The following is a 15,581-nucleotide window of genomic DNA, read 5'->3' as shown; positions in this document are numbered from 1 at the left end:
GCTCTATAGCGTGTTTTCTAATGACTTCTAGGTATTGTGGCAGTTTTTTTTAAATTCTAATTCTGCTTCTTCATTGTGTTTTATCCCTACTGCTCTTGGTACTTTTAACTTCGCTTTCATTCGATAACGTACTGTATCGTGTACTACTTTGTATGACGCTTCTACTCCTTCCACCGCTTTCAACCATGTTCGGATTTCCTCATAACTTTTAAATCCTTCTGGCTGTTCAAGTTCTTTTAAAAGTTGTTCTTTAGCCAAACCATTAATAATTGGCGGTCGCCCTGTACTCTTGTTTACTGACAACAGACCATTTATTCCTGACTTTGTATAAATTGAGAGCCATCTTTGCACCGTCACCCTTTCTCTGCCCACAACTACAGCTGCATCCTGTACCGTTCTCACCTGGCCCATTTTCAGCAAATACAAAGCTTGAATTCGTTCGCGGCTTGATGCTGTTTTCTGGTTTAAGAGCAGTTCATGCAACTCTTGGACTGATTCTTTGATTTCAACTTTGGTGATTCCAGCCATTTTCACCCGTTCATATTTATTCCTATTTTATCTGTATCACACTTTTAGTGAATTGGTATTATCCTCAGTCTGCACCGTTTGCAATGGGTAAATTTGCTTTACGGGGTTTGGCTCAAAGCATTGCCCGTGAATTGGCTCCTCAGAATATCCATGTGGCGCATTTCGTGATTGATGGAGCAATTCGTTCTGCCACCCGGATAGAACCAGACGATCGACCAGATAGTTTACTCGATCCAGATGCGATCGCTCAAACCTATCTCAGCATTCTGAGCCAACCTCGCAATGCTTGGACTTGGGAAGTTGAATTGCGACCTTGGGTAGAAAAATTTTGATTTTCACTCTGCTCTAGATATACATAGCATAGTAATCATTGTAAATTTCTGTATTAGTCATGACTGTGAGTTCTATTTGTTTCTGTTCTTCATCTGTTGCCGAACTCGTAGCCTGGTCTAAGCTTTCTTGAGGAATAAAATCACCACAGTATTCATTCGCAGGTACAGCTGCATCCATCTTTTGGGGGTAACTCAATTTGAGATTATTCATGATGGTAATGAATTGACTGCGGCTGCGATACTCGTTCCGAGTCGCTCCGCGAACGCTAAATCTGGGATTAAGCCGCTTTTCTTCGCCAATGGTGGAAACAGTACGCCCTTTATGTATAACTACTAGTTACAGGGTCAAAAAATTGCCGAAATAGGAAAGTTGACTGCGGTATCTCTACACTGTCATCGCTGAACAAAGGCTTCGTCGGAATAGTCCGCACCCGCACTGGTAGCGACTGCAACAACGCCTTAGATAATTCCTGCGCCTGTCCCCGTAATTCTGGAACGGCGATAGTTTCCCACAAGTCACCCTTGCACGGAGTTCCCAAGGTATAAAACAGCGTCGAAATGTTACCGTCTGCTGCATATAAAGTACCGTGGGTATCTGTATCTAGTCCTAAACCGATGGTATTGGGGCGAATTAATTTCTGCGATCGCAAATCAGTAATCAGAGGATGAGGCGATCGCCCAAATTTGGCGTATGGGTGTATCTCCTGAAGAAATTCCTCATAATTATAACAAGTGATAAGGCTGGATCAGACATTAAACTAGTACATCTGTGAGAGCGATCGCTAATTAATAAATTGTCTAATTGCAATATGAAACTCAGAAATCGTTGAAGCTGCTAGAAATGCCGACTGCTTATAATTTTGTGAACTGGTTACATACAATATTGAATATCTGTCTTAATTCTATGAGGCTCCAAGAGAGTAATGATACTGAGAAGGTTAACCTTACTGAGTTTAGCCACAGTTTCCCCTGAGACAGATTAATCTTCAAAACGATACTGGCTTCCGATCAAGTATTCTTCGTTTAACTCAAAAGCTATCCATCGTCTCTGTAAATTTTCTGCAACAAACCCTGTTGTGTTTGAACCTGCAAACGGGTCTAGTACAAGATCATTCTCATCAGTTAAGAAATTAATAAAGAAATCGGCAAAAGATGCGGGAAAACGTGCCGGATGAGGTTTCATCCCTGTTTCTTTGCATTTACGCAGATAAGAACTGTTTGATTCTGTGTTAGCAGCCTCAATAAGATTAGGTGGAATTGCTCCTGAATTATCTTTTTGAAATTTTGTAGAAATATCGTGACCGCTAGGACGCAACTTAGCCTTATAGCCATTTTTGATTAACTGTTTCATGCTTTCACTGTAAGGCTTTAAGACTTTCCTATTGTCAGCTTTTGGATTTTCAATTTTTGACAACCACCAAACTACGTTAACTGAATCTTTAACTCGAATACGCCTAACAGTAACCCATTCTGCCGGAGTTGGCAGTCTTGCTGGATTGTAATGATAAAACTCTTGCGCTAAGAAAAAACCGACTTCTTTACAAAGGCGAACCAATAATTCGTATTGATATATGCTACGAACTGGATTACCAGGAAGATAAGCACCTCCTAAATCAATAACAAATGAACCATTTTGAGTAAGTATTCTTTTAAATTCGTATGCAAATGGAAGAAACCAGTTAACATATTTCTCTGCACTTTCGTTTCCATATTCCTTTTTACGGGTAAGTGCAAATGGAGGAGATGTCAAAATGAGATTTACACTACAATCTTTAATATTTTTTATAAGCTCAAGACTATCTCCTAAGTACGCTGCTCCATAAGTCTGAGTGTAATAGGGTTGAATGTTTACCTCTGATTGTCTAGTTATTTTTTGCTTCTGAAATAACCCTAATTGCTTGGAGCCTGCTTGAGCCATGCTTTTAAATAGTAATTATGTACTGTTATAATATCTCGATAGTAAAGATAGCACAACTTCAAATTCTTTTTTCATTTCTAACAGTCCAAAGGTAATCATGCAGAATAAGACTTGATTTTATGCAAACGTCTATGATAATCTTTCATTCATTCATAAACTACAGTTATTTGATAGACTAACCGTAGTTGTGAGTTTACAGTGTGCATCAAACAGGAATCACGCATTATGCCAAAAGATTGGTATGAATGGCACGACCTCTACGACACTGAGCCAAAATTGCAGCAGCGTCTAGAAATCGTGCAGGAATATATTGCTTACAGCTTGAATGCGTCGCCATCTGGAACTATCCGTGTCGTAAGTGTTTGCGCGGGTGATGGACGAGATTTACTAGGAACTTTAAAAAATCACCCTCGAAGAAATGACGTATATGCACGACTTGTTGAACTCAGCCCCCAGTTAGTTGAGCGTGGACGAGCAACTATAGAGTCTTTGGGTTTAGCCAAGCAAATTGAGATTATCAATGGTGATGCAACTCTTGCCACTAACTATGTAGGAGCAGTACCAGCAGATATTGTGATTGTGTGTGGTATCTTTGGCAATCTTGAGGAAGCTGAACTCAATCGCTTACTAGATAACCTGAGTTTTCTGAGTAAACCGGATGCTTTTGTCATTTGGACTCGTGGACACTCCAACGGTATTACCTACTCTGACAATGTACGGAAAATTTTAAGTGCATCTGGATTTGAAGAAGTAAACTTCAAGCTTACGGCTACAGGAGATATGGGTGTTGGTCTTCATCGATACCTTGGTGAAAATTTACCTCAACCCAAAGAACAACAGTTATTTGTGTTTTCCGGCGTTCCTAGTAAAGCGAGGTAAAAAATGTCAATTCAAAACACAGTGTCAACTTGGGAAGAAGTTTTAGAAACTGCTAGAAAAAATACCTCTGCGCGTAGGGTAAAGAGGACAGGACAATCTCCTTCTACTGCACCAATACCCAGCAGTTTACATAAACTTCCTCCAAATGCAGAACCGCCAGTCTTGCTTTATCGAGATACTAATTCCTGGTGTCCTTTCTGCGAACGAGTTTGGTTTGCTCTGGAAGAAAAGGAAATTCCCTTTGCAACGGAGTTTATTGATTTAAGTAATAAACCCAAATGGTACACTGACTTAGTTCCCACAACTCTTGTCCCAGCAGCCAAAATTGAGGGAAAGTTAGTATATGAATCCAAGGATATTCTCTTAGCTTTAGAAGAAAGGTTTCCACATCCAGCATTATTGCCTGAGAATTCAGAGGAAAACGCTGTTGCTAGGCAGTTGGTTGAAGAAGCTGAGACTAACGGTTTTAGAGAGATTGCTTACAAATTCCTGAGAGAAACACTTGTAGATGCTGATGAGTTGGCATTACAAGCAGCATTTGAGGCGAAGTTAGATGAACTTGAGCAAGCTTTGGCTAAATACCCCGGCCCCTACTTTGTCAGTACATTTAGCTTAGTAGACATTCTGTATAGCCCCCATTTAGATAGATTGGCTGCTAATTTACCTGTATATCGGGGATATCACCTCAAAGGAAATCCTCGCTTTCCTCGAATTAATGCTTGGTTTGACGCACTTAATCAGCGTCCTGCTTATCATAGAGTTAAATCGGATAATATTACCAATAATTTACTGTTGCGTCGCAGATGGGGTGTAGAACCGATTGGAAATCCCTTACCTCTGGATGTGGCAGATAGTGAGCAAATTCAATATCGAGCCGAAGCAGCTGAGAGATTGAGTGATAATCGGGAAGTTGCGATCGCAGATATTATCAAAAATTCTGGAGTCCAAGCAATAGCCGCAGACGGTGATATTACCACAATTAAGGACGCTGTTGATTTTCACCTGCGACAACTAGCTGATTATCTCATTCATGGCAATGGCGAAACTTTACCGGGTGGAAGGACTGGTGGTAAAAATAGTAGTGTTGATCCTATCTTCGCTGCTGTGGGTGCTATTACTTTCGCATATTTGAGAAATCGTATCTGCGCTCCTCGTGATATGAGTGCTGGTGCAGCAACGGCGTTTCGCGCTGCGATCGATAAATTGTTGACTTCTGTTTATTAATTTTGTGGGCGTTGCTGAAGGCAAAATGCGATCGCGCTCACTTGCTCCTATAGCAATGAAATCGAACAGAGTTTGCAATTCCGATGAGTTAGCTGTGACAGGAACCGAAAACTGAATATTCTACTCAAGGGATTTAAAATCCCATACACAACAGGTGTTTGTGTTGGGGTAACAGTCTCCCTTACAAAACGTAACTGTTTAATCATATCTGCAAAATGATTTAGAGAAGATTACAATCGGTGGGCTACGTATAAAGTAGTTAAGTAACCTTTAGTAATTTGACCATTGAACTTGGTATTAATTAATTCAGCGATCGCATCAAAAAAACGCGCTTTTGTAATGCGATCTAAATTTATATGACCGGAGTAAGTATTTAAGAGATTGAGATAACTTGCACTGTTGTATATTGTATCCCATCGATAAGATCGATAAATTACTTCACCAAACAAACCTGTTTGCTCAATCTCACCTGTTTTATTAGGGACTTTCTGCTCGCGCAAAGGAGGCTCATCGTCTTTAACCAGTTGAGGAGCTAAACTTTGATATAGCTCCTGTACTTCTTCAAAGAAGCCATTACTAGCATCACTATATACATGTTCATTCCAAAATAGCGCGATGTCTTACGACAAGCCGCTCCGCGTCTACGCTCCTTTAGATGTGAGGGCAAGATCCGTTTTTTTGTAAGCAATACTTGGGTCAAGCCAGTGGAAAGCAGTCGCCGAAATCACTAAATCAAAAGCATTTTCTTGGATCGCCCAATCCTCAAAAGCGATGTTACGCACTTCTACTTGCGGATAAGCAGCCAGATTTTTTTGGGCAACTGTAGCAAGATTCTCACCCAATTCAATGCAGAGTATACGATAACCCCGGCGGGCAAAGGGCACAGTTGTCTGACCAGTACCACAACCAATCTCTAATATCCTTCCGTTTGGAGTGATTTCTGAAAGAGACACCACATCGTCAAAAAGCGCTTCTGGATATCCTGGTCGAACTTGGTCATACAACAGTGCTACTCGATCGAAAGTGGTTCTTAACTGACTTCTTTCATCTGTCATTGAATTTTAGATTTTGATATTGATTCATAGTTTAGTAGGATGCGGTTATATAAATTAGCTCTAGACACCATTAAGATTTGCGGTGCATAACGAGAACAGCGATAATACACCCTACGAAACTGTTCCTCGTTCCCTTTTCCCCAATTACAAATTAGGGTAAATATTCCAGCCATCAAGAACATTAAAAAGTTGCGTTTTCTAGATACTGTTAGCATAATGTATTGTCAATTTTTTCTGGCTTAATGTTCACCAAGCCCCTTCGGGGCGGGAACAGGGAACAAGGAACAGGGAACGGAACAAGAATTAGCCCCGAAGGATATGGGTCTGAAGCCCCTAAATTTTATGAAAAGAGGTAAAAAAATTTTTTCGAGACACGTAGTGTAAGAAAAAATACGTTCTCGCAGTTTACACCAGACTAGTTTGGAAGAAGCGATTAGCAGGGCGCGCCAGACCGAGATTTTCGCGCAGGGTTGTACCCTCATACTCTTGACGAAAAATCCCACGGCGTTGGAGTTCTGGCACAACCTTATCTACAAAATCGTTCAACCCTTCAGGAAGATAAGGGAACATGATGTTGAAGCCATCAGAGCCTTCCTCAAACAGCCATTGCTCCATCTCATCGGCGATGGTTTGGGGTGTGCCGACGAAAGCCAACCCGCCATAACTGCCAACGCGTTGCGCCAGTTGTCGAATCGTCAAGTTCTCACGTTGCGCTAAGGCTATTACTCTTTCTCGTGAAGAGTGACCAGCGTTAGTCGGTGGGATTTCTGGCAAGGGGCCATCTGGATCAAAACCTGAAACATCGTAGCCAAGCGCACTATTTAAGCTAGAAATTCCACTGTCATAATGTACGAGGCTATCCAAATAAACACGCTTGGCTTGTGCCTCGGCAACGGTTTCTCCTACAACGACTAAAGCACCTGGAAGGATTTTTATACTGTCTGGGTCGCGTCCAATGGCCCGCGCCCGTCCCTTAATATCTGCAAATAAAGCCTTGCCAGCCTCCAGATTACCAGCAGGTGCAAACACAGCCTCGGCGGTTTCGGCGGCTAATTGCCGTCCGGCTTCGGATGCGCCAGCCTGAACGATTACTGGCCAGCCTTGGACAGGTCTGGCGATGTTCAATGGCCCCCGCACCGAGAGATATTTTCCTTGATGATTCAGAACGTGAAGCTTGTCGGGGTCAAAATAAATCCCGGCTTCCACATCTCGAATAAAGGCATCGTCAGCAAAGGAATCCCAAAGACCTGTGACCACATCATAAAATTCTCTAGCCCGTCGGTAGCGTTCATCATGCTCTATCTCTTCTTCTAATCCAAAGTTGAGCGCTGCGTCTGGATTGGCTGTGGTGACGATGTTCCAGCCAGCGCGACCGCCACTAATATGGTCGAGAGACGCGAAGCGACGCGCGATATGGTAAGGCGCGTCATAGGTTGTGGAAGCGGTGGCTACTAGCCCGATGTGTTCGGTGACGCTAGCGAGGGCAGAAAGCAGGGTAAAAGGTTCAAAGGATGTGACAGTATGGCTGCGCTTGAGTGCGTTGATTGGCATATTCAGCACCGCTAAGTGGTCAGCCATAAAGAATGCGTCAAACTTGCCTTGCTCTAATTTCTGGATGAATCGTTTCAGTGCTGGAAAGTTAAAATTAGCGTCAGGCAAAGCCCCAGGATAGCGCCAAGCGCCTGTATGTATGCTTACCGGGCGCATAAAAGCACCTAGTTTTAATTGCTTCGATTTACTCATTAGCCCTCCGGATGTGTAATTCGTAATTCGTAATTAAAATGCGGGCGCGATCGCCCCTTTGTGATAGTTATTAATGTAGTCTTTCAACTTGGGATCGATAACCAACTGATTCAGTTTTTGGATATTAGGATCGTTTGCTTTTGATTGTACAGTTGCTAAACCCACCGCATAATTTTTGTTAGCTATGCCAATCTCATCTAACACAATGGGGTTTTGAGATACCTTTGCTTGCACAAGGAAGAATGTAGATATCACAGCTAAATCTAAATCGTCTAAGGCTCTAACAATAGCGTAATTATCTAACTCCTTAATTTGGATATTTTTGAGATGCTGTAATACTCCCCTGGCTTTTCTTTTCAATTGATAAATTCGATGTGTTTCAGGTTAGGGTTTTGGCACTGATTTTGCCTTTTTACCTTTGTTTTCAAGATTATTTTTGATATTTAACTAAGAATTGGCATAACAGGTACTGAAGAACCTTTTTTAATACCTTCTAGGAAGTTGCGTAATTGATTGTTAACACGTCGGGATGAAACAGTAATAGCTTAATATTTGCAATCATCTCGATAGAGTTTGGGGTTCCTGCCATCTATTTTTGCACCTATAAGATGTACTAAAAATCGGTAGATTTATAGTAGTATACTATGAGATTTGCATAGGTGAGGATAAAAAACAAGGTGTATCTTCCCAGTCCTTAAAAAAAGGAGGCAGTTACTAACCACCTCCTGACAAATTAAAGCTTGGATGGACTGAGAAATGCTTTGACAGCAGGCTAGAAACTCAGCTAGCTGCGGCTCAAAAACATAGTCAAGACCACTCCCAGGATAATCGATCCACCGCCAAGGATGAATGACCAGAAGCGATGGTAACTGTTGACGATAGTGCCATTTTCGCTCTGGAGTTGAATTAAATCCATCCAAGGCGCAACACCTCGACGGAACCAACCCACAGCTCCAACTTGTTCGCCTATCAAGCTTTGGACTCGCTTCATCCCAAACAGGAAATTGCCGATAGGGCCAAAGCGTGAGGCGTAATGCAGATAAAGCATTCCGCTACGATCTTGAATTTTTAAATCGGAACCAAATTTATAACCAGCGTCGCCACGACCAATAAGTTGACCTTCCAGTTTTGCCGGTTGTCCGCGTAACGGACTGGCATAAGGGTCTGACATCAGAGTGAGAATATCGGTTTCTGGTGCTTGCTTGTAGTCGGGGAACATCACCAAAGCTTTGATGAGAATTCCGATTCCTAAGCCAATTAGTGGCGCACCCAATACTAAACCTGTGTTTGGCGAACTTGACAACAAAATCACGCCTATTATCAAGCCAACTAAGAAACCAATTGTTTCAGCACCGTAGAGTATAACATCTAAAAAGAAGTTGCCGTAAAGTCTACTTTTATTAAGACTTTTACCTTCTCCAATAACTCGCCCCATATCAAACTCAGTCGGTAAACCCAATTGTTCCGCATAGGTACTTAATGCACGAACTCGTTTACCTGTCAAGGGATGAGTAGAATTTAACTCCATCCACCAGCCCCAAGGGTTAAACATATCCCACAGAAAGACGCGACCAATTTTTTGAGTATCGGATGCAATGCGGTAGGCGGTTCCTGTGGAAGCGGCGGCTTTATGGTCATATATACCCAAGGCGCGAGTTCCTTCAATTAAACGGCTGGGTTCTTGTGTGCGCGAACCTTCTTCTAAAATTCCGTAGGCAATCTTCACTAAAGCGCGAGACAGTCCATTGGGATTACCCGTACTTTCGGCTGCAAAGTGGTCGGCAAAATATTCTCGTGTGCGGGAGAGGTACAGCACTAGATAAGTACCGACGACATAAAACACGTAAGCAACTAAGGCAGCAGTTTGCATTGCATCTTTAATTTTGCTATCGCCACCACCGCGCCCAAATCTTCTGGCTGTGCTGTAAACCAAGTAACAAATTTGCACTAAGGTAGAAGCTACTGTCATCACTGCAAAGTCCCAGTGGACGATGTGCCCCAGTTCGTGAGCGTAAACGGTAGCTATTTCATCGTCATCCAGGTATGTGAAAAGTCCCTGACTGACGACTAAACGGGCGCTGTTCGGCAATGAGCCATAAGTAAAAGCCGTGGGGTTTTGGTCGTTAATAATTCCCAAGCGCGGCGTTTTCAGCTTTTTCTGCTCGCAGACTTGGCGAATAACTTTAGCTGTCTCTGGACTGAAGGTTTCAACTTCTGCCAACTCTACCCAGCGAGTTTGGTAAAGCCAGCCTTGGGTTAAGTCCATGATGAATGGAGATATGAAAAAGGCGGCAATATTAAAAACTAGAGTAATACCAATAGCGATCGCTAATCCTTGGAGTGGATTATCGCTACCCAAAATAAATACTAAGCTTAAACCTAAAGCTAACACCATGCCAAACAGCAAGGTCATGGTGACACCAGAAGCTAACGCCAAACTACCACCCACTCCCCCCATCGCTAATTTCATCCCAGTCGTAGCGGCACGACCAGCTTTTTGGCTAACGTTAGATGGTGTTTGGCGGAAGGATTGATTGGCTTGTTCTGCCCAACTGCGAACCTGTGGGTTTTCGCTCATCATTAGCTTTTGACACAGAACCTTGGCTTTTTCGGTTTCGCCTGTGGCTTGATAAGCTTTCATCAGCCACATCTGTGCTGAAAGATAATCTGAGGAATTGTGTTCAGCGCAATCGCGGCAGAATTGTTCGAGTAATTCGACCGCTTCTTGATAACGTTTTTGGTTTAAGGCATTTAACGCAGATTGCAATGACATAGGATCTCCCTACTAAGGAGTGGTATTTGATCTATCAATACTCAATAGATTCAGCGATGTCACTGCAATTTCGTAAAAATTTAATTAATAACAGTATAAAATATCTACTTAAGTAAAAGACTAGAGAAACATATATTATTATGTCTCTCTAGCCTGGGGAACGCATAAATCATGTTTAAGACTTTCAAATAAAACCTGTAATAATACTTATAATGTTTTTGCTGCGGTAAACTTACTACCTCTTTGCCCGTGTTTGATATTTAGAGAATAAATGTTTTCAACCCAGCCTTGCTTCACCCGATTAGAGTAATTATTGATTACCCAAATGGTTCACCCGATTGGAGGAAGACGAATGATGAACATAACCCAATACTTTTGGGTTAATGGGGAAAGGGAAAAGGCTTGAATTTATCTTTTCCCCAGACCAAAAGAGAGATTATTGGGTTTATCCGAAAACTATTGGAACATAACCTGAGATTGATAAGATGAGGAAAAAGTAAAGATTTGTACTATGACTATTTTTGATATTGGTTCTCCCCTAATTACGATCGCCGGACAAACTCGCCAAGCTGCAAGTAAGCTAGCGATTCTCTCCACTGAGGCAAAAAATCAGGCACTTGAAGCGATCGCCCAAGCTTTAGAATTAGCTAGAGATGAAATTTTACAAGCAAATATTGCTGATTGTAAAGCTGCTACTGCTGAAGGAATTTCCCAACCACTTTATAAGCGCTTGCAGTTGGATGAACATAAATTAAGAGATGCGATCGCTGGAGTACGAGATGTTGGTAAGCTAGCCGATCCAATTGGTAAAGTGCAGATTCACCGCGAACTTGATACTGGCTTAATTCTCAAACGAATTACTTGTCCTTTAGGCGTTTTGGGGATTATTTTTGAAGCACGTCCAGAAGCAGCGATTCAAATTGTTTCTTTAGCAATCAAATCGGGAAATGGTGTAATTCTCAAATGTGGAAAGGAAGCAGTACGTTCTTGTGAAGCGATAGTGAAAGCTATTAAACAAGGATTATCGCAAACTGCTGTTAATCCAGATGCGGTACAGTTGCTCACAACTAGAGAAGAAACTCTAGAACTTTTGAAATTAGATAAATATGTAGATTTAATTATTCCTAGAGGTTCTAATTCTTTTGTCAGATTTGTACAGGAAAATACGCGCATTCCGGTACTAGGTCACGCCGATGGGATTTGTCATCTTTATATAGATCAAGCCGCCGATATTTCTAAAGCAGTTCCGATTACCGTCGATGCTAAAGCACAATATCCTGCTGTTTGTAATGCAATTGAAACTTTGCTAGTTCACCAATCAATTGCTACAGAATTTTTACCGAAAGTTGCTGAGGCTTTGCAAGAACGCCATGTGGAATTAAGAGGCGATCGACGTACCTTGCAAATTTTACCTAACATCGTACCTGCAACAGAAATCGATTGGGAAACAGAATACAACGATTTGATTTTGTCGATAAAGATTGTAGACTCTATAGAAGATGCGATCGCACATATTAACGAATATGGTTCCCGGCATACTGATGCGATTATCTCTGAAGATTCTGCGGCTGTAGAAAGTTTCTTTGGACTTGTGAATTCAGCCAATATATTTCACAACTGTTCCACCCGTTTTTCTGATGGCTTCCGCTATGGTTTCGGTGCAGAAGTTGGAGTTAGCACTCAACAAATGCCACCCCGCGGCCCCGTTGGTTTAGAAGGATTAGTTACATACAAATATCAAATGACTGGCGATGGACATATTGTAGCTACTTACACTGGGGCAAATGCTAAAGCTTTTACTCATCAGGATTTAGTATAAAATATCCTCAAAAGTATATGCTTTAGTAACGCTAGAAATACACCGATTTATCCGGTGTTTTTTTATGTTAATAGTTTATTTGAGTTATCAAAAGTTTTAATTGGGCCATGCCATCGCTCATCATTTAAAAAAACCTCTTTAAAAGCTCCATTAGTGTATTGACTAACTACCTTACCCCAAAAAGTTTGTGCGCCTAAGTTCAAAGCAGTCTGCGGTACTTCCCAACAGCCGGGAAACTGGTTGAAAATGTGAGTAGCTACCTGTTCTCCAATACCCTGATTTCGATATTTATTGAGGATAAAGAACTCAGCAATAGACTTAGCATTGTTATTTTGATGAAGGTAGGTATGCTGATTAATAAGTACAAACCCTGCTAGTTTATCATTAACCTTAATTAGAAATGGGTGTCGTTCAGGTTCTGTCCAATAGTAATCAAGATATGAATAGCCAAACAAGCCACAGTCATCTACATCTTTAGCTTCTATCTCACTTAAGTCATATTGGTATAGTTCCATTAAGTTACACAGTACTGACTTCTGTTGTTGAGTAGCTTTTACCACTTTAATTTTCATAAAGCATCTACGATACAGGAACTAAAAGATATGCTTTTATGTAGAGAAACTTTTAAAGGTTTTTTAATTTGAAAGCCTCTTTAAACTAACGCTTTCAATAACGCCTGAAGTTTCAGCTGCACCTCTGCAAACTCTTTATCAGGATCGGAGCCAGCCACGATACCAGCACCAGCATACAATCTCGCGCGATCGCCATCAATCAATGCTGAACGAATTCCCACAATAAACTCGCAGTTACCCTGAGAATCTATCCAACCCAGAGGTGCAGCATATAAACCTCTCTCGAAGCTTTCATAACGACGAATTTCGGCACAAGCAACATCTCGTGCTGCACCTGCAACGGCTGGTGTAGGATGCAATTGTCCGACAATCTTTAATGGGTGTATGTCAGCAGGAACTATTGCACTGATTGGTGTCCACAAATGCTGGATATTCGATAATTGTCGCAGTCTGGGTGCTAATATTTGCGGTAATAAACCTAGTTGGCATAGTCGTTGTGTAATGAAATCAAGCACTAGTGAATGTTCGTGCTTTTCTTTTTCACTATTTAGTAAGCTATTGGCATTAGCTGCATCTTCAGCAGGGGTTTTACCTCGTGGTGCAGAACCAGCTAAAGCATCAGTAATTAACTGTTGATTATTAATACTAATTAATCTTTCTGGACTTGCACCAATAAAATTTTGTCCTTTGCCATTACTTGTAGAAAAAATATAACAATTAGGATGATTTTGTCTAAGATTATTTAATGATTTAACTAAGCTAAAGTGGTTGTTTGATTTTACATCTAATATATCTGCTAGGACAATCTTACTTAAATGGGTAGATCGAATTTTTTCCAAGACAGATACTACTGAGCGTTTAAATTGGGCAGAGTTAGTGACAGATTTTTTATATAAGTTTTTAGGAAAATAATCAATATGAGCAGAGTAATTTTTTAAAGATTGGATAAATTCAATTTTATTTTGAATCTTCTCCAATAATTTTTCAATATTTACATTTGGATTGATAATTATATTTGTTACTAATATGCAACGCTGATTTTTTACAGCTACTTGCCAACGTGGAAGAAAAATGGTAGCGGATGGAAATGGATAATCTACTTGGGCGTTGTTATCAAAAAAGCTGAAATAGCAAAAAAAGTGAGGCCCAGAAAAAGGTTGGTTTGCGTTACCAAAATTAATTATATTTTTGAGACAAGATTTGATAAAATATTCTGTTTGAGTAAAACGCTCTGAGCCATCGATCTGTAATTTTGCTACAGCATCAATTGCCGCGATCGCTTCTCCTTTACCTCTATCCTCAAAGTAAAAATTTATTTCATTTGCTTGTGTAAGTTTATCTAATACAAGTAAAGGGTCAACTAAATCAATTTCTTGGGAGACACTGACAATTTGTCTGCAATTATTTTTGACGCACTTTTCTTGCACTGTTACCAGAAATTGATATAAATCTTTGTGCTTTACAAAGAAGTTGCTACGACATGGTGAAACTGTCATGGATTTAACGATAGTAAATTTTTTTTAAGTTCACTTCCTAAAGTGTAATTAATCGTGGTCGTATTTTTACAGGTAACATATTAAGTTACTATTTCACCAGCGTAGAGTTTAGCTTATTTGTGGTGTTCTCAGACTATGATAAGACAGTTTCAGCCTGAGACTGCAACGTGAAGGTGAGTGTTAACAACACAAGGTTAAGAAGCCATAGTAAAAGTGACAGTTGTTTGTATATCACCCATATCTAGCGTCTCTTGAAATCATAAAATCTCAAGTGTGAGTAATATTCTAGTAATTTAATTAATCACAACTAATGACTACCAAGCAAATTTTATATCCCGACACTAAGTTATGGATGGCAGCGATTAAACCGCCAATGTATAGCGTTGCCATTATGCCCATTTGGGTGGGAACAGCAGTAGCATTTGCCGAAACGAAAATTTTTAATGGTGTAGTATTTTCTACTTTTGTAGCTGCGGCAATCTTAATTCTAGCTTGGGAAAATATCAGTAATGATGTGTTTGATTCCGAAACTGGTATTGACCAAAATAAGCACCATTCTCTGGTGAATTTAACAGGCAATAAACCATTAATATTTTGGATAGGAAATTTGTGCTTAGGTTTGGGATTGCTGGGCATACTAGCGATCGCCTTTTGGCAACATGACCTAACTGTTATCGGTATAATACTGCTGTGCTGCGGTTTAGGCTATACCTACCAAGGACCTCCCTTTCGTTTAGGATATCAGGGTTTAGGCGAGATTATTTGCTTTTTTGCCTTTGGCCCCTTAGCAGTGGAGGCAGCATATTATAGCCAAACCCAAACTTGGTCTATGACAGCTTTAGCAGCTTCAGTAATTGTCGGAATTGCCACAACCTTAATTTTATTCTGCTCACACTTTCACCAAGTTAAGGATGACATAGCCGCAGGTAAGCGATCGCCTATCGTCCGTCTCGGAACAGCAAAAGGGGCCAAACTTTTAGTTTGGTTTACTGGTAGCATTTATCCCCTCACCTTGCTATTTGTGCTATTGGGGATTTTTCCAGTTTGGACGTTACTAAGTTGGGTAAGTTTACCCTTTGCTGTCAAATTATGCCGCCACGTCCAAGAAAATCACAACTACCCCGACAAAGTTAGTAACTGTAAATTCATTGCCGTAGCTGTGCATTTCTGGGCTTGCTTGCTGTTGGGATTGGGATTTATGCTTTAGGGCATTGGGCATGGGGCATTGGGTATGGGGCATTG

General features: G+C 40.9%; 16 protein-coding genes. 5 read left to right on the top strand and 11 right to left on the bottom strand.

Going from position 1 to position 15,581, the window contains the following annotated elements:
• Positions 1-27 precede the first annotated feature (27 nt).
• Complete coding sequence (locus ACR5KR_RS21425) at positions 28-528, bottom strand: helix-turn-helix domain-containing protein (RefSeq protein WP_448265554.1); 501 nt, start codon at positions 526-528, stop codon at positions 28-30.
• A gap of 47 nt (positions 529-575) precedes the next feature.
• Between ACR5KR_RS21425 and ACR5KR_RS21420 the strand changes: the two genes are divergently transcribed.
• Positions 576-860, top strand: coding sequence for a hypothetical protein (locus ACR5KR_RS21420; RefSeq protein WP_448267927.1), 285 nt, complete (start codon positions 576-578; stop codon positions 858-860).
• A 13-nt stretch (positions 861-873) separates the two neighbouring features.
• On the opposite strand, the gene ACR5KR_RS21415 is transcribed toward ACR5KR_RS21420, so the two are convergent.
• The 3 genes from ACR5KR_RS21415 to ACR5KR_RS21405 all read right to left on the bottom strand — a co-directional run bounded on the left by ACR5KR_RS21415 (position 874) and on the right by ACR5KR_RS21405 (position 2,778).
• Positions 874-1,071, bottom strand: a complete 198-nt coding sequence (locus ACR5KR_RS21415) for a hypothetical protein (protein WP_448267926.1) — start codon at positions 1,069-1,071, stop codon at positions 874-876.
• Between the two features lie 109 nt (positions 1,072-1,180).
• Positions 1,181-1,510, bottom strand: coding sequence for a hypothetical protein (locus ACR5KR_RS21410; protein WP_448267925.1), 330 nt, complete (start codon positions 1,508-1,510; stop codon positions 1,181-1,183).
• Between the two features lie 329 nt (positions 1,511-1,839).
• On the bottom strand, positions 1,840-2,778 hold the full coding sequence (locus ACR5KR_RS21405) for a DNA-methyltransferase (RefSeq protein WP_448267924.1): 939 nt from the start codon (positions 2,776-2,778) through the stop codon (positions 1,840-1,842).
• Positions 2,779-3,003: 225 nt separating this feature from the next.
• On the opposite strand from ACR5KR_RS21405, the gene ACR5KR_RS21400 reads away from it, so the two are divergent.
• Complete coding sequence (locus ACR5KR_RS21400; RefSeq protein WP_448267923.1) at positions 3,004-3,657, top strand: class I SAM-dependent methyltransferase family protein; 654 nt, start codon at positions 3,004-3,006, stop codon at positions 3,655-3,657.
• 3 nt (positions 3,658-3,660) lie between these two features.
• Positions 3,661-4,881, top strand: a complete 1,221-nt coding sequence (locus ACR5KR_RS21395; protein ID WP_445630598.1) for a glutathione S-transferase family protein — start codon at positions 3,661-3,663, stop codon at positions 4,879-4,881.
• Positions 4,882-5,111: 230 nt separating this feature from the next.
• Here ACR5KR_RS21395 and ACR5KR_RS21390 read toward each other — a convergent pair whose 3' ends face one another.
• From ACR5KR_RS21390 to ACR5KR_RS21370, 5 genes are all read right to left on the bottom strand, one after another.
• Complete coding sequence (locus ACR5KR_RS21390; protein ID WP_448267922.1) at positions 5,112-5,381, bottom strand: hypothetical protein; 270 nt, start codon at positions 5,379-5,381, stop codon at positions 5,112-5,114.
• Between the two features lie 141 nt (positions 5,382-5,522).
• Positions 5,523-5,936: a class I SAM-dependent methyltransferase gene (locus tag ACR5KR_RS21385; RefSeq protein WP_448267921.1), complete on the bottom strand. Its 414-nt coding sequence runs from the start codon at positions 5,934-5,936 to the stop codon at positions 5,523-5,525.
• A gap of 405 nt (positions 5,937-6,341) precedes the next feature.
• Positions 6,342-7,679 carry an LLM class flavin-dependent oxidoreductase gene (locus ACR5KR_RS21380; RefSeq protein WP_448267920.1) on the bottom strand — a complete coding sequence of 446 codons (1,338 nt, stop codon included), beginning with the start codon at positions 7,677-7,679 and terminating at the stop codon, positions 6,342-6,344.
• Positions 7,680-7,712: 33 nt separating this feature from the next.
• A complete protein-coding gene (locus ACR5KR_RS21375) occupies positions 7,713-8,039 on the bottom strand; it encodes a MetQ/NlpA family ABC transporter substrate-binding protein (RefSeq protein WP_448267919.1) in 327 nt (108 codons plus the stop codon).
• Between the two features lie 424 nt (positions 8,040-8,463).
• Complete coding sequence (locus ACR5KR_RS21370; RefSeq protein WP_448267918.1) at positions 8,464-10,452, bottom strand: M48 family metalloprotease; 1,989 nt, start codon at positions 10,450-10,452, stop codon at positions 8,464-8,466.
• 511 nt (positions 10,453-10,963) lie between these two features.
• Here ACR5KR_RS21370 and ACR5KR_RS21365 point away from each other — a divergent pair.
• Complete coding sequence (locus ACR5KR_RS21365) at positions 10,964-12,271, top strand: glutamate-5-semialdehyde dehydrogenase (protein WP_448267917.1); 1,308 nt, start codon at positions 10,964-10,966, stop codon at positions 12,269-12,271.
• Between the two features lie 62 nt (positions 12,272-12,333).
• On the opposite strand, the gene ACR5KR_RS21360 is transcribed toward ACR5KR_RS21365, so the two are convergent.
• Positions 12,334-12,843 (bottom strand): GNAT family N-acetyltransferase, encoded by a 510-nt coding sequence (locus tag ACR5KR_RS21360; RefSeq protein ID WP_448267916.1) that lies wholly within the window; start codon positions 12,841-12,843, stop codon positions 12,334-12,336.
• 80 nt (positions 12,844-12,923) lie between these two features.
• Complete coding sequence (locus ACR5KR_RS21355) at positions 12,924-14,339, bottom strand: isochorismate synthase (RefSeq protein ID WP_448267915.1); 1,416 nt, start codon at positions 14,337-14,339, stop codon at positions 12,924-12,926.
• 310 nt (positions 14,340-14,649) lie between these two features.
• On the opposite strand from ACR5KR_RS21355, the gene menA reads away from it, so the two are divergent.
• Positions 14,650-15,546, top strand: coding sequence for a 2-carboxy-1,4-naphthoquinone phytyltransferase (gene menA, locus ACR5KR_RS21350; protein WP_448267914.1), 897 nt, complete (start codon positions 14,650-14,652; stop codon positions 15,544-15,546).
• Positions 15,547-15,581 lie beyond the last annotated feature (35 nt).

Source organism: Nostoc sp. DSM 114159 (assembly GCF_053470285.1).
The sequence above is the reverse complement of the archived record's forward strand: the minus strand, read 5'-3'. Positions and strand labels throughout refer to the sequence as shown.